Source organism: Shewanella sp. YLB-07 (assembly GCF_009377275.1).
The window spans coordinates 76,345-95,269 of sequence record NZ_VOQB01000009.1; the positions used below are offsets into that span (position 1 = coordinate 76,345).

At 45.3% G+C, this 18,925-nt stretch carries 13 protein-coding genes; 4 read left to right on the top strand and 9 right to left on the bottom strand.

Annotation, left to right across the window (positions count from 1 at the left end; all coding sequences use genetic code 11):
• Nucleotides 1–37: 37 nt before the first annotated feature.
• On the top strand, nucleotides 38–2,005 hold the full coding sequence (locus tag FS373_RS19240; protein ID WP_194165907.1) for a glycoside hydrolase family 13 protein: 1,968 nt from the start codon (nucleotides 38–40) through the stop codon (nucleotides 2,003–2,005).
• An 89-nt stretch (nucleotides 2,006–2,094) separates the two neighbouring features.
• Nucleotides 2,095–4,167, top strand: coding sequence for an alpha-amylase family protein (locus FS373_RS19245; protein ID WP_152830372.1), 2,073 nt, complete (start codon nucleotides 2,095–2,097; stop codon nucleotides 4,165–4,167).
• Nucleotides 4,168–4,362: 195 nt separating this feature from the next.
• Here FS373_RS19245 and FS373_RS19250 read toward each other — a convergent pair whose 3' ends face one another.
• Nucleotides 4,363–5,670, bottom strand: coding sequence for a DEAD/DEAH box helicase (locus FS373_RS19250; RefSeq protein WP_152830373.1), 1,308 nt, complete (start codon nucleotides 5,668–5,670; stop codon nucleotides 4,363–4,365).
• 231 nt (nucleotides 5,671–5,901) lie between these two features.
• Nucleotides 5,902–7,152, bottom strand: coding sequence for an MFS transporter (locus tag FS373_RS19255; protein WP_144046306.1), 1,251 nt, complete (start codon nucleotides 7,150–7,152; stop codon nucleotides 5,902–5,904).
• 97 nt (nucleotides 7,153–7,249) lie between these two features.
• Between FS373_RS19255 and FS373_RS19260 the strand changes: the two genes are divergently transcribed.
• Complete coding sequence (locus FS373_RS19260; RefSeq protein ID WP_152830428.1) at nucleotides 7,250–8,029, top strand: AraC family transcriptional regulator; 780 nt, start codon at nucleotides 7,250–7,252, stop codon at nucleotides 8,027–8,029.
• Nucleotides 8,030–8,156: 127 nt separating this feature from the next.
• Here the strand turns inward: FS373_RS19260 and purU are convergent, their stop codons facing one another.
• The 6 genes from purU to glyA all read right to left on the bottom strand — a co-directional run bounded on the left by purU (nucleotide 8,157) and on the right by glyA (nucleotide 15,736).
• Entirely contained in the window at nucleotides 8,157–9,023 is an 867-nt protein-coding gene (gene purU / locus FS373_RS19265; protein ID WP_144046305.1) for a formyltetrahydrofolate deformylase, read from the bottom strand.
• 85 nt (nucleotides 9,024–9,108) lie between these two features.
• Entirely contained in the window at nucleotides 9,109–9,819 is a 711-nt protein-coding gene (locus FS373_RS19270; protein WP_227993033.1) for a sarcosine oxidase subunit gamma, read from the bottom strand.
• Entirely contained in the window at nucleotides 9,812–12,835 is a 3,024-nt protein-coding gene (locus tag FS373_RS19275; RefSeq protein ID WP_152830374.1) for a sarcosine oxidase subunit alpha, read from the bottom strand. Before FS373_RS19275 ends, FS373_RS19270 begins: the two co-directional genes overlap by 8 nt.
• Nucleotides 12,832–13,191, bottom strand: a complete 360-nt coding sequence (locus tag FS373_RS19280; protein WP_227993035.1) for a sarcosine oxidase subunit delta — start codon at nucleotides 13,189–13,191, stop codon at nucleotides 12,832–12,834. The genes FS373_RS19275 and FS373_RS19280 overlap by 4 nt, the downstream gene beginning before the upstream one ends.
• A complete protein-coding gene (locus tag FS373_RS19285) occupies nucleotides 13,160–14,413 on the bottom strand; it encodes a sarcosine oxidase subunit beta family protein (protein WP_152830375.1) in 1,254 nt (417 codons plus the stop codon). Before FS373_RS19285 ends, FS373_RS19280 begins: the two co-directional genes overlap by 32 nt.
• A gap of 57 nt (nucleotides 14,414–14,470) precedes the next feature.
• On the bottom strand, nucleotides 14,471–15,736 hold the full coding sequence (gene glyA / locus FS373_RS19290; RefSeq protein ID WP_152830376.1) for a serine hydroxymethyltransferase: 1,266 nt from the start codon (nucleotides 15,734–15,736) through the stop codon (nucleotides 14,471–14,473).
• A 325-nt stretch (nucleotides 15,737–16,061) separates the two neighbouring features.
• Here glyA and nhaC point away from each other — a divergent pair, with 325 nt between their 5' ends.
• Nucleotides 16,062–17,540 (top strand): Na+/H+ antiporter NhaC, encoded by a 1,479-nt coding sequence (gene nhaC / locus FS373_RS19295; RefSeq protein WP_144046302.1) that lies wholly within the window; start codon nucleotides 16,062–16,064, stop codon nucleotides 17,538–17,540.
• 79 nt (nucleotides 17,541–17,619) lie between these two features.
• Here nhaC and FS373_RS19300 read toward each other — a convergent pair whose 3' ends face one another.
• The gene (locus FS373_RS19300) at nucleotides 17,620–18,675 is read right to left on the bottom strand and encodes a GlxA family transcriptional regulator (RefSeq protein WP_144046301.1); all 1,056 of its coding nucleotides are present in this window, start codon (nucleotides 18,673–18,675) and stop codon (nucleotides 17,620–17,622) included.
• Nucleotides 18,676–18,925: the final 250 nt, after the last annotated feature.

Sequence of the window (18,925 nt, forward strand, 5' to 3'; positions counted from 1 at the left end):
TTATCTCGTCTTTCCCCCATCACCACTCGAGCGATATATGAAACCAGTCACAGATAGTGTCAGTCAGCGCCTTTTTATCGTCTTGTCACTATTTTTGTGGCTAATGGCGCCTGCAACACTTGCCGTTGCAGCAGAGGCTAAGCAGAACTCAGATCTCAGAGTAGAACCAGAATTTTGGTGGGCGGATATGGCTAATTCCGAGTTGCAGTTGATGCTGCATGGTCATCATATTTCTGACTTCACCCCAGTGATTGTGGATAAGCTGACTAATCACAAGCCCCATAGAGAGGGCGGCATCACCATACTCAAGGTTGAGAACACCGATAATCCTAATTACCTTTTTATCACCCTAGACCTGAGCAATGCCAAGCCGCAGACCTTTGACTTAGCGCTCACTAAAGCCGGAAAAAGCGTACAGTCCTTTAGCTATACCTTGCTTGAACGTGTCGCTGACTCGGCTATGCGTCAGGGATTCAGCAATAAGGATGTTATCTACCTCATCACCCCTGACCGATTTGTGAATGGCGATACTAACAATGATAATCAAGCTGATATGTCAGAACAAGTTAACCGTAAAGATGTCAACGGCAGACATGGCGGTGACATCAAAGGCATTGAAAACAGCTTAGATTACCTCGCAGATTTAGGTGTCACTCAGCTTTGGATAAACCCTTTACTGGAGAACAATCAAGCCAAATACTCCTATCACGGCTACTCAACCACAGATCACTATCGCATCGACCCAAGATTTGGCAGCAATGCAGACTATCGACAACTGGCTGTTAGCGCCAAAGAGAAAGGCATAGGCATCATTAAAGACATAGTGGTTAACCATATAGGCTCAGAGCATTGGTGGATGAAGGATTTACCCAGCTTAAGCTGGATAAATGGCAAAAAATCAGCAAATGATAACGCCTCGGTGAAATTCACCACACACAGACGCACCACAGTTCAAGACCCCTACGCCACTCAATCAGATCACAGCCAGTTCGTCGATGGCTGGTTTGTCGACTCCATGCCAGATCTAAACCAGCAAGATCCCCTGCTCGCCACTTATCTAATCCAAAACAGCATCTGGTGGGTCGAATACGCTAGGTTAAGTGGCATACGTGAAGATACGTATTCCTATGCCGACAAAAAATTCCTCAGTATCTGGTCTAAAGCCATCATGAGCGAATATCCAAATTTCAATATAGTCGGTGAAGAATGGACCAGTAACCCCATTACCGTTTCCTATTGGCAGGCAGGTAAGCGCAACAAAGACGGTTACATCTCCTACCTTCCAAGTCTGATGGATTTCCCGCTCTATGAAGTCATGTTAAAAGCATTTAATCAGCACGAGGGCTGGGATACCGGGCTCATCTCCCTATACGAGATGTTAGCTAACGATGTGGTTTATGCCGACCCCAGTAAATTAGTCCTGTTTGAAGGCAACCATGACACTAACCGTTTATACAGCCTGATGAATGAAGATCTGGATCTGTTTAAGATGGTCATCACCTACACCTTAATGTCTAATCGTATTCCTCAACTGTTTTACGGCACGGAAATTTTGATGACCAGCCCTAAAGCGGGCCGACACGATGGCACTGTGCGTGGGGATTTTCCCGGTGGCTGGAATACCGACAAGGTAAGCGCAATCACAGGTATCGGCCTATCCCAAGAGCAAGAAGATGCTCAAGACTTTATCAAGACCTTGCTCAACTTCCGCAAGAGCTCGAGCGCCATCCACTCGGGTAAACTCAGACACTATGTGCCTATCGACGGCGTCTACGTCTACTTCAGGTTTAATGATGATGAAACTGTCATGGTGATCATCAATAAGAATGATAAGCCTGTTTCTCTGGCAACCCGTCGCTTTCACACTCAGCTCGAAGGCGTTAACTTAGGGGTAAATGTACTCACTAAAGAGCGTGTGCAATTGAACACGTCAGCAAACGCTCAGTCAAAGATCCACCTGCCGCCTCGTGGCGTGTTGGTTCTATCCTTGGAGTTGGAGCACTAGCCAGAACAAGTATTCAGGCTGCCCTATAAGCAAAAGAAGCAAGACAATTAAATAAAACAATAAACAAGAATAATAAGTTGAACAAGCCTATGAGAATAATCAGTAAAAACCAGACATCGGCATCGATATTCGCTCAATCATGGCCAAAAATCAGCAAAAGTTTCATTCTAGTCACTCTGTTTTGTGCGTACCAATCAGCCACTGCCGGAGTCCCTGTTCAGACATTAAGCGGCGAAATACCAAACAGCAAGCATATCGATCAATCCACTAAGCCTGTTGTCTACCAAGTTTTCACCCGATTATTTGGTAACAAGAACAGCAACAATCAGCCTTGGGGCACGATTGAAGAAAACGGCGTGGGGAAATTCAGTGACTTCGATGATATCGCCCTTAAGAGCATTCAATCTTTAGGTGTCACCCACATCTGGTACACAGGCGTGCCGCATCATGCCTTGATCCGTGACTACAGCTTATACGGCATAGGTAATGACGATCCCGATGTGGTCAAGGGCCGGGCGGGGTCGCCCTACGCGGTGAAAGACTACTATAACGTCAATCCGGATCTCGCCGATAATCCCGCTAATCGATTAAATGAATTCAAAGCCCTTATCGAGCGCACTCATCAACATGGCATCAAGGTGATCATAGATATCGTGCCCAATCATGTGGCGCGCCGTTATGAGTCCACCTCGATGCCGGCAGGCATAGAAAATTTCGGCGCATTTGACAACACACAAGTCGAATACGCCAAAAACAATCACTTCTATTATGTCACTGACGCCTCGTTTCAAGTACCAGACCTAGGTAAAAGTAAGCCACTTGGCGGTGAGACACATCCACTCAATGATGGTCAATTTGATGAGTTCCCCGCAAAATGGACCGGCAATGGCTCACGTTTAGCCAAACCCGATGCCAATGACTGGTATGAAACCGTGAAGATCAATTACGGCGTCAAGCCTGATGGATCCCACGACTTCCCTACTCTGCCCAAAGAATATGCCAAGCAGGATGTCTCTGCTCACTACCTGTTCTGGCAAAGCATAGATGAAGCGCAGCTGCCTGATTCTTGGGTCAAGTTCAAACAGATAACAGATTTTTGGTTAAGTATAGGGGTAGATGGTTTTCGCTACGACATGGCGGAGATGGTCCCGGTGGAGTTTTGGAGTTACCTCAACAGCAATATTAAACAGATAAATCCTGATGCCTTCTTACTGGCAGAAGTTTATAACCCGGCACTGTTTCGTGACTATATTCATCTGGGAAAGATGGACTATCTCTACGATAAGGTCGATCTGTATGACACCCTCAAAGCCATCATTCAAGGGAAGAAATCGACATCAGCCATTGAGACAGATAGGCTAAAAGTCGCAGATATCGCGTCCCATATGCTGCACTTTTTGGAAAATCACGATGAGCAACGAATATCCAGCCCAGAATTTGCCGGCGATCCTTTCGCCGCCCTGCCCGCCATGGTGGTGTCAGCCAGCATAAGCAAGGCGCCGACGCTCATCTATTTTGGCCAAGAAGTCGGAGAAGATGGCAGCGAGAACCCGGGCTTTGGTGCGCCTTCCCGTACCAGCATCTTCGATTATATCGGCGTGCCGGCACATCAGCGTTATATGAATGATGGTAAATTCGATGGCGGACAGTCAACCAGGAGTGAGCTAGCACTCAGGAATTATTACGCCCGCCTGTTAAACCTTAGCCACACGGCCCCCGCCTTGCTGGGTGAATACTATGATTTAGATACAGTAAATCGTGCTCATAGGAGCGAACATCTCAGTCAAGCCCATAGGCAAGCGAATCAAATGGGTCAATCAGACTCTGGCTCTGAATCAGATTATGATGAGATGACGTTCGCCTTCGCCCGTTTCAGTCAAGAGCAGCAGTTAATGATTGTCAGTAACTTCTCTCGTTCACAAGGCAAAGCGTTTACACTCAAGCTACCTGCAGACTTGATCGCTCAGTGGCAAGTCAAACCCGGTCATTACCCTTTGAAAGATTTGCTTGCAGAGCCGTTAAATCAGCCGCTAAAAAGACTCAAAACCCACGCTCTTGTGATTGATGACACAGGCTCTGGGTCGATAGGCATTAAGCTTAAACCGTTAGAATCTAAGATATTGTCGCTACGTCCTGAATCATATCAATGGCATAATGAATAGGCCAAAAATACAAACCTAAAAAGGCGGGTGAATTCACCCACCTTGCTGTTTCATTCGAGCTTTTATTCGAAAAAATCTCGATGAAGTTTAGCGTTCGCTAACTGGATTCTTGATTCTTGATTCTTGATTCTTGATTCTTGATTCTTGATTCTTGATTCTTGATTCTTGATTCTTGATTCTTGGCATGGATATGGGCTATCGACCCCAGGGATTAAGCGGCAACTTGTTATCGGCTGAACTCTCTTTTTTGTCAGTTTGTTTAAGTGTCGATGACGTGCGCTTATCTTTTGGCTTAACCCGGTTATCTTTTGAATCATCTCTAGCCGGCTTATTCTTAGGCACGAAATTTAACACTGAGACAGGTACTTCTTTACGTGGCTCAAACCCTTCAACCACTTTTCTTTCGATCAAGTGATCTAAACGCTTTTCAATCATGCACAGATTCTTGAAATCATCTTTAGACACCAAAGATATCGCCTCACCGGCGGCGCCCGCGCGTCCGGTACGACCGATACGATGCACGTACTCATCGGCAGGATAAGGTAAGTCATAGTTGATCACTAACGGCAGCTCATCGATATCTATGCCTCGAGCGGAGATCCCGGTAGAGATAAGAAACTGTATCTTACCCGACTTGAAATCCGCCAAGATCTGCTCTCGAATGGCCTGAGCACGACCACTGTGGATGCACTCGGCTTGAATGCCCCGTTTCTCAAGCTGAGTCACGAGCTTAGCCGCGCCGTGTTTAGTTTCGATAAAAATAAGCGCCTGCTGCCAGCTATTTTCTTTGATCAGATGGCTCAATAACGCCGACTTCTTATCTTTATCCACCGTCACTAACCACTGATCAATATTGGGCTTACCCTCACTTTTCTTAGTGACGGAGAGCTGGATGGCATTAGGAATGGTCTCTTTGGCAAGTTCCCTGACCTGACGCGATAAGGTCGCCGAGAACAAGAGGTTTTGCCTGTCTACCGGCAAGGTATCTATGATCTTAGTGATATCTTCGATAAAGCCCATATCCAGCATTCTGTCGGCTTCATCGAGCACTAACATTTCGATTTCATCGAAATGAATAGATCTTTGGGTATACAAATCCCTCAAGCGACCCGGAGTGGCAACGACTATGTCTATGCCTTCGATCAAAGCCTGTTTCTGCGGCTCGTAATCGACGCCGCCATATACCGCTAAAGCCTTAAGGTTAAGGTACTTGCCATAAGCCTCTATGCTGTTGCAGACCTGAACCGCGAGCTCCCTTGTGGGAGTGAGAATAAGTGCACGAACACGTTTCTTACGTTGGGTTTCCCCTTTTGCCAACATCTCAAGCATAGGCAATACAAACGTGGCTGTCTTACCGCTGCCCGTCTGAGCCGCCGCGATCAAGTTCTTGCCTTTTAGGGCCAGCGGGATCGCTTCGGCTTGAATTGGCGTTGGCGATGAATAGCCCAGCTCGGCCAGGGATGTTAAAATCGGATCGCTTAATCCAAGATTGGAGAATGACATTTTGGGTCTCAACATAATAACGAGTAAATAACTGTTTAAGCCTTAGATCACATTAGCTAACACAAGGCGCTTAATATGAAACACTCAACATAAGCACTCAAAAGAAAGTAATTGCTCAATAGGAAAATGCGGCAAAACAGAGAAGTGAGCTCATTATAACAGGGCCGGGCCGATAACTTGAAGCGCCATCGGCGTAAAATGACCAATCCCCCTTAAAAATTCCACATCTGTCTAGACCACTCCAGCATCGGCGACTTTCATGGTGATACTCGGCTTATGTTCAATAATACGATCCCGCCCAGCCAAAAAGCCGCACACACTGCACAGCACACAAGCTATCGCACACAGAATTAAGGGTAAGCTCCAGCTCCCCGTCGTATCATGCACAGAACCGATGAGAATAGGCCCCGTTGCCGCCAGCAGATAACCCACACACTGCGCCATGCCAGATAATGCGGCCGCCTGATGTGTATGGTGAGTGCGGTGGCTGATACAGGATAAGCCGACGATGAAGCCTGCTCCCCCACCAAAACCAAACACCAATACCCACACGGTGGCAAATTGTGGCAGTAACAAGAGGCCCAAGATACCGGTTAAGGCGATAAGTGCAGTGCCGAAGGCGAGCAGGCTCTGATTTTTTAACTTGCCCATGATAGGAATGAGCGCGATAGCCGGAAGCGCTGTCGCCAGTTGCAGCAAACCCGCGTTAAACCCAGCCTCAACCTCAGAGTAGCCTGCATCCATCAGCATGCTGGGCAACCAACCTATGATGATATAGGTCACGAATGAATTTAACCCCAGAAAAAATGTCAATTGCCAGGCCAAGGGAGAACGCCAGACATAGCTATGGGAATCGAGTCTGGCAGTATTTTTTTCAGGAGCAGTACGCTCCCGCATCTGAGGCAACCAAAACAGGATTGAAAGTATGGGGAACAAGATCACACTAACCAGAGCAAAGGCCCAATCAGGCATAAATGAGATGCTTAAATGCTCGGCAAGATTCGACATGGGTACCGCCACAGCCGAGCTAATCGCCGACCCTATTCCCATGGTAAGTACATAGACAGCCGTGAGTGTCGCCACTCTGGTGGGAAAGTCACGTTTGAGCAGACTGGGCAAGAGCACATTGGCAATGGCAATGCCGGCTCCAATGACAAAAGTGCCGAACAAGAGTGCACTAGTCGAGCCTAGCGCCCGCACTATGATCCCAACGAGAATAAGGACGAGCGCCGTCATAAGCGCACGCTCTAATCCTATTTTGTGACCAATTTTAGAGGATAATGGCGACATAAACGCGAACGCGAGCAAGGGCAAGGTCGTGAGCAAGCCCGCTTGAGTTGCGGTTAAATCCAGAGAGCTGCGGATCGAGTCCAGCAAGGGGGCCACGCTGGTGATGGGGCCACGTAAGTTAGCCGCAATAAGTAAGATACCCAGAATAAGAAAAATCGATTTAGTGGCCAAGGTTTGATGTTCTTTGGTCATGAAGCGCTCCAACAAGAAGAATATCGCTACTCTAGCCTTTAAACCAACAGCCGAATTGAGCTATATTGACATTTTATTGCTAAATACTGACAAACCTATGTCGACAGATGCATTATTCCCCGAATTTGACTCGGACCAATACCCACAAAAGGTGGTCTCTTTGAAGCTAAGAGGCGGAGACAGGGAATGTGAGACCCCCTTCCACCGTCACAGGAAGGGACAGCTAGTGCTGGCGACTCATGGTCATGTGACTTGCAACATCGACGACGGGATCTGGATGGTGCCGACTCATTGCGCGGTGTGGATCCCAAGTCTGGTCCCCCACAGCAACAGGATATCGCCGGATGCACAGGTCTGCATGCTGTTTATCGACCCTCAATTACTCAACTTGCCCCAAAAGAGCTGTACCCTGTCCATCTCTCCGCTGGTAAGAGAGTTGATCTTACACTTAACCAGCTTGCCACAGGACTACGGACCCAAGAGTGCTACGGCTAAGCTTGTCGATGTGCTGATGCATGAGCTAGTCAAAATGCCTACAGAGCAATTTGATTTCCCCATACCTAAGGAGCCAAGACTCAATAAAATTGCCCAAGACTTGATTGCACAGCCCGACAATAGGGAAACAATTGGCCAGTGGGCGGCGAAATTTGCCATGAGTGAGAGAACATTGGCGCGTCTGGTTAAACAAGAAATCGGCGTCACCTTCGGCCGCTGGCGAGGTCAGCTGCATATCGTCATCGCCCTGCAGAAACTGTCATCGGGATATTCGGTACAAAGGGTATCTGAAGATTTGGGCTATGAGTCAGTTAGCGCCTTCATCACTTTTTTCAAGAAAACCTTAGGCCGACCGCCAAAGCAATATATAAGTCAGTATTAGGTGTACAATGACAAATGTGCAAAAATAGAACACATATCATAAGCGCTACATAAAAAGACTAATATCCCATTTTATTTGTCCGAATAAATCGATTAAACTTCCGTCGGCAGATCGATTAAATATAAATTTAATCAGCAAAAACAACGGTTCGGTTGCCACATAAAAACACCCGTTTCTCGATATGATATTTAATCGCTCTGGCTAATGTCTGACTTTCTATATCTTGCCCCTTTGCGACCAGATCTTCCGGATAGTGACTATGACCAACAGCCTGAACACCTTGAGTAATAATAGGTCCTTCATCGAGATCGTCATTAACATAATGAGCGGTTGCCCCAACCAGTTTCACCCCTTTATCCCACGCTTGATGATAAGGTTTAGCGCCTTTAAAACCAGGTAGCAGAGAATGATGGATATTAATGGCTTTACCGCTGAGCTTGGAGCACATATCGGCAGATAAAACCTGCATATAACGAGCAAGCACAACCAGTTCACAAGCGTATTGCTGCACAACTTCCAGTACTTGCTTTTCTTGCTGAGGTTTAGTCTCAGCCGTAATAGGTAGATGGTAATAATCGATACCATGCCATTCGGCTAAGGCTTTCAAATCAGGATGATTAGAAATAATAACCGCAATATCAATAGGTAATGCATTCGTTCTATATCGATATAGTAAATCATTTAAACAATGGTCATATTTTGAAACCATGATCGCCACACGAGTTTTATGATTTGGCTCTGTTAACGACCAGGTCATATCAAACTTATGAGCCCGCGCTTGAAATGTTTGCTCAAAGACATCAGGGGTGAATTCTTCATTGAGTGGACGAAATTGGACACGAATGCAGAAAAGATTAAGTTCACGATCATCAAATGATTGTATGTCCACAATGTAGCAACTATTCTCAGCAAGAAAGCGAGTAACAACATCGACAGTGCCAAGACAACTTGGACACTGGGCGGTTAATATCCAAGTGTTTTCATTATTTCCCACGATTATATCTCTTTAATTAAGCCTGAAACGATGAACTTTGGTTCAATTTTGAACCAAAGTTCCCAACAAAAATGTCAACCAAACACTAGGCGCTGACCTCTACTCCATATTCTTTTGAAGCATCCGTTAACCACTGCCACACATAGGCAGCAAAGCTTCTTCGAACCGTCAACTCCCAACTTTCAGGCCCTGTACGACGAATAATCACCTGTGTTTTGGCAAATACCGTCGTCACCACTTTCCCTACTGGGAAATTACGCTCATGAACATCATAGGGCGTAGATTTATGCAATACTTGCAATGCATTAGCCCCAGATAAGCTCAATACAGTCTGCCCGCCAGAAACATTCACCACCGCACAGTGGCCGTCGACCATGAGACGTAATCGACGTTCCATTTCAAAAGCTTGAGTGATAGGGAAAATAACTAACCATTCATCGGGTGAAATCCAACTTATTGATAATTCATCTTTCGTTTCACTTTGTAACGCACTCGGCAATGGTACTCCTAACACGGTTTCTATCGCTGCTGAAAACTGTTTGTTTTGACTATTTCCTCTTAACACTAAGTGGCCTAAAAATGCTAACTCTTTTAGATGAACACTTAGGTTTGGTCGCTGACTAGCCTGTGATATCTCCTTGAATAAAGGGCTAACGGCTTGCACACCTTCAATAGAAAGTTGCTGCATTTCTAATATCTTAGACAATATCGAGGTGGGAGCATCCACTTTCGGTGTATCCGGTGTAACGACTCGAGCTAATTCTGACTTTTCAATCACACTTTCAACATCAGACATTTTGTCGATCTCCTTTAGGATCCAAGAAAACAGGGCTGCATATTTCTGCCTCAATAACTCGACCATCAGCTTGAGGGTAATAAACAGTCTCGCCCATACGGTCAAGACCCCCAATGATCACCCCCATTGCAATACTGCGCTGTAAACATTCACTGTAGTAGCTTGAAGTGACATGACCCAACATGGTCATAGGAATCGCTTGATGGGGATCGGCAACGGCCTGTGAACCTTCAGGTATGACCACATTCGCATCTTTGGTCTTTAATCCAACAAGTTGTTTACGGCCCGATCGTAAACAATCCTCACGATTCATCCCCCGTTTACCAATATAGCTAAATGGTTTCTTATTGCTGACACACCAACCCATCCCCAGATCCATAGGAGTGACTGAACCGTCAGTATCCTGACCGACAATAATAAAGCCTTTTTCAGCCCGTAAGACATGCATGGTTTCGGTGCCGTAGGGGGTCAAATTATATTTTTTACCCTGGGCCTGCAGTGCTTGCCATACCTCCAAGCCATAATTTGCCTGAACATTAATTTCATAAGAAAGTTCACCCGTAAATGAGATACGAAATATACGGGCTGGCACGCCAGCGACTGTCCCTTGTCGCCAATCCATGAATTTGAAGTTATCACGGTCTAAATCAATATCATGACAAACTTCCGCTAATAGCTTACGAGCATTAGGGCCTGAAATCGTCATCGTGGACCACTGATCCGTTACGGTATTAAAATAGACTTCAAGTTCAGGCCATTCAGTTTGATGATACAACTCTAACCAGCTTAAAACACGGGCTGCACCACCAGTTGTCGTTGTCATAATAAAATGATTTTCAGCTAGGCATGACGTCACACCATCATCAAATATCATCCCATCTTCACCACACATCAAACCATATCGACATTTACCTACCGCAAGTTTGGCCCATGCATTGGTATACACTCGAGAAATAAACTCACGGGCATCTTGACCTTGAATGTCGATTTTACCTAGCGTCGATGCATCTAAAATACCGACACTTTCACGTGTTGCCTTACATTCACGGTTAACGGCATCTAACATTGATTCCCCTTGTTTGGGGTAATACCAAGCACGTTTCCACAAGCCTACATCTTCAAACAAGGCACCATGCTCAACATGCCATTGCTGCATCGGGGTATAACGCTTTGGATCAAACAGGTCATTACAGTTACGTCCAGCAATCGCGCCGAAAGTAACCGGGGTATAGTTAGGCCTAAAAATAGTCGTACCAGTTTCAGGTATCGACTTGTTCATGCATTTTGCAGCAATCGCCATACCATTAATATTACCCAGCTTACCTTGATCAGTGCCAAACCCCATTGCGGTATAACGTTTAATATGTTCTATGGACTCAAACCCTTCACGTGTCGCTAACTCTATACCAGCCGCAGTGACATCAGTCTGGTAGTCGACAAATTGCTTAGGCGCTCGACTGGTTGCAAGCGTATGAGGGATATGAAACAGAGGCATTGTTGCTTCTTCTGTGAGTCGTTCAACAGTGGGAATTTCGTGATTGCCTACATCAGTGAAGCCCGATTTTATTGCCGCTTCTTGCCCGGCACTAAAGCCTTCTTGTAAACATTTACTCAGGCTATAAGTCCCCTTAATGGCACCAGCAGTCAGTTGCTGCTGAATCGTGTCACCGGGTACAAACCCAAGCACATCCTCTTTCCACTGCGGGCGACTGCCAGTATGACAAGAAAGGTGCACCGCCGGGCTCCATCCGCCAGAGCTCGCGATAGTGTCACACTTGATTGTCTTTGCTTCACCTACCACTCGAGTACCGTCTAGATTGATGCAGGCAACTAACACCGCCGACACTCTTTTACTGCCTTTAACCTCAATAACCGCACTGCCCGTTATGACATTCAAGCCTCGAAGATGCGCTTGCTGTACTTTTTCACCTTGAGGCTGACTGCGAGTATCGACAATGGCAACCACATCTCGACCACTGTCCTGCCAATCGAAAGCGGCTTGATACGCATTATCGTTCGTCGTCATTAACACTAACTGCTTACCCGGTACCACGCCATATTGATTAATATACGTCGATACTGCTGAGGCTTGCATGCACCCGGGAACGTCATTGTTACCGAAAACTAAAGTTCGCTCATGAGCACCAGTTGCCAGTACGACCCATTTAGCACGAATTCGATACAGGCGTTGACGGATCTGGCCACCAGGTGCTTTATCAGCAATATGATCGGTACAACGTTGATGAATAGTGAGGAAGTTATGATCGTGATAGCCATTCACTGTGGCACGTGGAAGCATCAATACATCACGATATTGTCTGAGCTCAGTTAACGTTTCCTCCACCCACTCCATTGCAGGTCGACCATTGATGAGTTCACGGCTGAATAATAATGCCCCCCCCATTTTCGCTTGTTCATCAGCGAAAATAACGCGAGCGCCGCTGCGTGCTGCACTTAACGCTGCCGCTAAACCTGCCGGACCAGCACCCACAATCAGCACATCTGTGTGTTGATTGAAATTATCATAAATATCAGGATCGGCTTGAGTTGGAGAGCGTCCGATCCCCGCGGCTTTACGAATATATTTCTCGTAGGTTCGCCACATCGTTTGGGGGTACATGAAGGTTTTGTAATAAAAACCTGGAGGCATCATTTTTCCGCCCACTTTACCCAATAAGCCCATCATATCGAAATCAGAGCTTGGCCAACCTTTGGCAGAATGACAGACTAACCCATCAAAGAGTTCTTGCTGCGTCGCTCGAACATTAGGCACCTGAGTCGCTTCGCTAGCCCCCATTTGTAAAATGGCATTGGGTTCTTCACTGCCTGCAGCAACAATGCCTCGAGGCCGGCTATATTTAAAACTACGGCCAACGATGTCAACCCCATTCGCGAGTAATGCAGAGGCCAGCGTATCACCATCAAACCCTTGATAAGTTTTACCATTGTAACTGAAGTTCAATGGTTTGCTGCGATCTATGCATCCCCCAGAATAAACCCGATTTGTCTGACTCATACTTCACTCCTCTCTCTATCCGAGGCTTTTTCAGCAACAATTTGGGGCAGTTCACCCATCTTATAGACTTCTTTAATTTGGTAACTCTGAGTATCTCGGGTCACATTAAAATACTTCCTACACCCCGCAGTATGAGACCACATCTCATGGTGCAGTCCACGAGGGTTTTTCCGAAAATACAAATAATCACCCCACTCCACGTCGCTACAATTATCAGGGTCTAGTGGACGGCTGATATGCGCTTGACCTGCGGCGTGAAATTCTTCTTCCTCACGATGTTCCTGGCAATAAGGACAATAAATATAAAACATCTTTTCCCCTCCTTTAGTGAGCGACGCCGGCAGCACCATGTTCATCAATCAAAGCCCCATTGTGGAAACGGGATAAAGAAAATGGCTCGGCTAACGTATTGGCTTTCCCTTTCGCTAGCAGATCGGCAAAGACATGACCTGAGCCTGGCGTGGCTTTAAACCCGCCCGTGCCCCAGCCGCAATTAAAGAATAGATTTTCAACCGGGGTCGCTGAAATGATGGGACATGCATCCGGGCAAGTATCAACTATGCCTCCCCATTGACGGTTCATTCTGACACGGCTAAACATTGGGAATAGCTCCAAAATGGCCTGAACAGTATGTTCTATGGTGTGATAGGCCCCGCGCTGGCCATAACCGTTATAGCCATCAATACCAGCACCGATAACCAAGTCACCTTTATCTGATTGAGAAATATAGCCGTGCACTTGGTTAGACATCACCACAGTGTCTAAAATAGGCTTAATCGGCTCCGACACCAACGCCTGGAGTGGGTGCGACTCAATAGGCAGCTCAAAACCCGCCATTTTAGCTAATACACTGGAATTACCGGCAACCACACACCCCACACGATCAGCTTTGATCACACCATGCTGCTTAGTATTAACCCCCACAGCTGCGCCATCCTCGGTGATGATATCAATCACTTCACATTGCTGAATTAAATCCACGCCCAAGGCATCGGCTGCACGTGCATAGCCCCATGCAACGGCATCATGACGAGCAACACCTGCTCTAGGCTGCCAAGAGGCGCCCAATATCGGATAACGAGTATCGGTACCGCAGTTCATCATAGGCACAATTTCCTGTACCTGCTGGGTGTCCAATACTTCCCCGTCAATACCGTTTAATCGATTGGCATTAACCCGGCGCTCAATATCTCGCATGTCTTGCAAAGTGTGGCCTAAATTCAAGACCCCACGCTGGGAGAACATCACGTTATAGTTCAAATCTTGAGATAACCCCTCCCACAACTTCATCGCATGTTCATACAAGTGTGCTGATTCATCCCAAAGATAATTAGAGCGAACAATCGTCGTATTTCTCGCTGTGTTACCGCCCCCCAAATACCCTTTTTCAAGCACAGCAATATTGGTAATACCGTGAACACTTGCCAAATAATAAGCCGTCGCAAGACCATGACCACCACCACCAACAATCACCACATCATACTTTTTCTTTGGCTGGGGGTTACGCCAAACCCGTTGCCAGTTTTCATGATGACTTAGAGCATGTGTTACCAGCCCAAAACCAGAATACTTTTCCATTCCAAAGCCCTTTCAATATTTGGCTATATAGCCGTTAAATATGAGATAGCGATAACATCACTGATCACGGTAGACCGGATAGTCACCACAAAGCAGGCTTACTTTATTCTTCACCTCTGCGATCACTGTACTGGCATCTTCAGTTTGCAGAGCATCCAATATATCCGCTATCCAAGTAGACAACTGACGACACTCTTCTTCTTTAAAACCTCGAGTTGTGATTGCAGGTGAACCAATACGAAGTCCTGAAGTAACAAAGGGGGATTGGGGATCATTAGGTACCGCATTTTTATTTACCGTAATTGAAGCCTGGCCCAGAGCCGCATCAGCCTCTTTACCTGTGAGGCCCTGTTTAATGAGGCTCAGAAGGAATAAATGATTACGGGTACCACCAGAAACCACATCATAGCCACGTTCAATCAATGTGCGAGCCATCACATCGGCATTACGAACAACCTGAGCTTGATAGCACGCAAATTCAGGAAGCAACGCTTCTTTGAATGCCACAGCCTTAGCCGCAATAACATGCATTAAAGGCCCACCTTGAACACCAGGAAAAACGGCCGAATTGAGCTTCTTCTCTAACTCAGGATGATTTAGGCTCAGAATTAAGCCACCACGAGGCCCACGTAGGGTTTTATGAGTTGTTGATGTGACGACATGAGCATGTGGTAAAGGATTTGGATATTGATCAGCAGCAACAAGGCCTGCAACATGGGCCATATCGACAAAAAGATAGGCCCCGACTTCATCGGCTATTTGACGAAAGCGAGCCCAGTCGATGATTTGAGAGTAAGCTGAAAATCCGGCAATGATCATTTTGGGCTGATGTTGGTGAGCCAAAGCAGTCACTTCATCGTAATCAATTTCGCCAGCTTCATTGATACCGTACTGAACTGCATTGTAAGATTTTCCAGAAAAGCTCACATGGGAACCATGGGTTAAGTGCCCACCATGAGCCAAACTCATGCCTAATACTGTATCTCCGGGTTCAACTAATGCCATAAATACTGCGGCATTGGCCTGAGAACCTGAATGCGGTTGCACGTTGGCATAATCAGCGCCAAAGAGTTCTTTCGCCCGCTCGATGGCTAATGCTTCTATTTCATCAACATGCTCACATCCACCATAATAACGACGTCCAGGGTAACCTTCGGCATATTTATTTGTCAGTGATGTTCCTTGTGCTTCCATCACCATTGGACTGGCATAGTTTTCAGAAGCAATAAGTTCGATGTGCGCTTCTTGGCGTACATTTTCTTTTTGAATGGCTTTATCAACCACGGCATCGAACTCTTTAATCTTAATACTATAATTAAACATTAAATTCACCTTTGTACTTGTACTCGTCATCAACAGCGATGACTTGCATGACATAGATGAGACAATACTCGTAATTAAAAACTCCTTATTGCTTTTAAGCGGCCACTTATTGTCGATTGACGACAAATGGTTCGCTCCGCCATTCATCATTGATTCAGTTATGTTAGGTTCCAGCTCACACAACAAGAAATAAAAAACCAACAATTTACTAATAAGTGTTTAGGATTTTTTTGTTTTACTGACACAAAAGCCATTTGTTTTTCATTAGGAATTTGGTGGTAGCGGAACAATGAATTTGAACACTTCAATGTAAGGAAGCATGTACATGAATAATAATAAGGGTATAAAACCAAGTTTTACGATGGCCTTACTCCCCATTGCTCTCACACTCCTCTTACTCGCTATCCAATTATTTGTATTTAACGATTTTACCCCTCACATTCCTTTGGCTATAGGTATCGGAATAACCGCTATACTTGCGCGGTTCAGAGGGTATAAATGGCACGATATTGAAGCTGGTGTGTTCAATGCCTTACGGATCGCATTACCCTCTATCGCCATCTTAATTACTGTTGGCATGATAGTGGCGATATGGATAGCCAGTGGCACAGTACCAGTATTGATATATTATGGTCTTAGGCTTCTCAGCCCTGAATTGTTCCTTGCGTCAGGCATGCTATTGTGCGCGATTGTTTCAGTATCATTAGGAACGTCTTGGGGGACGGTGAGCACGATAGGTCTGGCATTAGTAGGCATAGGTGCAGGGTTTGATATCCCCATATATTGGACTGCAGGGGCCGTCGTGTCCGGGGCATTTTTTGGTGATAAAATGTCACCATTATCGGATACAACCAATTTAGCGCCCGCAGTGACTGGCGTAAACCTGTTTGATCATATCAAGAATATGGTCCCAACAACTCTCCCCTCGATGCTCATTTCATTATGTATCTATTTATTTGTTGGTTTCTATGTAATTGATTCAAAATCAGTTGATTTTTCAACGATCAACACTATCACTACAGGACTCGAAACTAGCTTTAACCTCTCTCCATGGCTATTACTGCCTCCAGCCATAGTGTTATTTCTCTCTTTAAAACGCATGCCTTCATTACCCTCCTTATTTGCTGGTGTGGTTGCCGGTGCTGTACTTGCGGTGGTTGTTCAAGGTTTCTCTTTACATGAAATTTTTCAATTTATGCAGAATGGTTTCAGTATTCATACCGGTGTAACAGAGCTAGATTCCTTGCTTAACCGTGGTGGCATTCAGTCAATGGCTTGGGTGATCACTCTGGTCATGATTTCACTGGGCTTTGGCGGCGCATTAGAGAGTACACATTGCTTAGAAAGTATTATTGAAGTGATATTAAACAAAACCCGTTCCTTTTTTGGACTGCAGGCAGCGGCAATGGGAACCGCCGTCGTCACTAACCTAGTAGCTGGAGATCCCTATCTATCGATTAGCCTACCGGGCCGAATGTTTGCACCTGCATACATAAAGCAAGGTTACTCTAAGCTTAACCTTTCACGGGCAGTTGAAGAAGGTGGGACCTTAATCTCACCACTTATTCCCTGGAACGCTGGAGGAGCCGTCGTCATTACCGCTTTAGGTTTAGGTATTGCTGACGGGAATATAGAAAATTTACTCTATATTCCCTTGGCGTTTGCCTGTTGGATATCCCCCTTAATTGGACTCTTTTATGCGGCAACCGGACGCTTCTCTCCTAAATTAACCGATGATGAACGAAAACAAATAGATACCGAAGAAACACCAACACAGGGAGTTGAGCCCATTCAGCCTAATTAATGAAACCACAAATCAACGATTAGAATACGTAAAAGCCTCTATTTGATCATGGAGGTTTTTATTGTTAACGACAGATAGCTTAAAAGGGGTCACTGCGATACTTTTTTCGAATTTGACTCGGTGATAATCCAAAATAGGCTTTAAAACAGTGATTGAAATGGGTCGTACTATGAAAACCACTGGCTACAGCTATATTTCCTATCAAATCGTTGCTTTGTAATAATAACCGACGAGCATGTGTGATCCGTAATTCAAGATAATACCGTGATGGTGTTGTTGCTAGATGAGTTTGAAACAAGCGCTCTATGTATCGTCGTGATAATCCCACATACGAACTTATTTCATGGGGCTGTAAAGGCTCCTCAATGTTAGATTTAATTAATTGTAATATATTGCGCAATGTATCGGGAAAAGCCGGATTATCGGCGGCTTTCATTAAGGTGGCTTCGTTATTATTTTCAACTTGATTACACATTAATATTTCGCGAATAGCCCGCACCGTATCACGGCCAAAACAAGATTCAATAAATACGCACATCATCTCCAAGGCACTATTGGGGTCTGCGCAAGTCATATAGTTACCATCTATTTTAAAAACATATTCAGAGAGATAGATATAAGGAAAATGCTCTTTAATAAAGGCATGGTTATCTATATGTACGGAGCAGGCTTTATGATTTAGCAGCCCAGTATGAGCAAGTGCTACGGCTCCATTCCATAAACCGCCTAAAACAATATTTTTTTTATCCAATAACTTCAGTTTTGCGGAAAGATGTACTGATTCATTGAGCGAACTGCGATAACCACCACAAATAATGATCGCATCCATTGATACATAATCATCAATAATCAGATCTTCAATAGTAAAATCTGTCGATATATTTAAATTGAGATCACTTTTAACAGATGAAGAGTACAATCCAAAGGTAGACATGGTAAATAAGGGAGCTGAGCGTACTAGATTGGTCGTGACTAATGTATCCATGGCGGCCGTAAAGGCCATCATGGAAAAATGCTCAAGCAGCACAAAGCCTACTCTTATTGTCTTGCATTTTTCCTCATCTAACGCAATAAATGCACTATTTACATCACGCATAACACGACTAAATTCTCGTTTATCTACTTCTTTTACCATTTTATCAAATCCAGAACATTGAGCAATTTATATGAATAATCGGATAAGCGGCGCCAGTTTCCAGTGTACGAATCAAGTCTAATTTCTTTGCTATATAGTAAGCTATTCACTAGAGGATTGTTCAGGGCCATAACCCCCCTAACTGGCGGCGAGCCTTTAGGAGCTTAGTCAAGTCCCCCTGACCTAGTCTGTCGACGAGTAAATAGTACCTCATTGTCTGTACGATCGTAATAAAATGAAGTTCTTCATC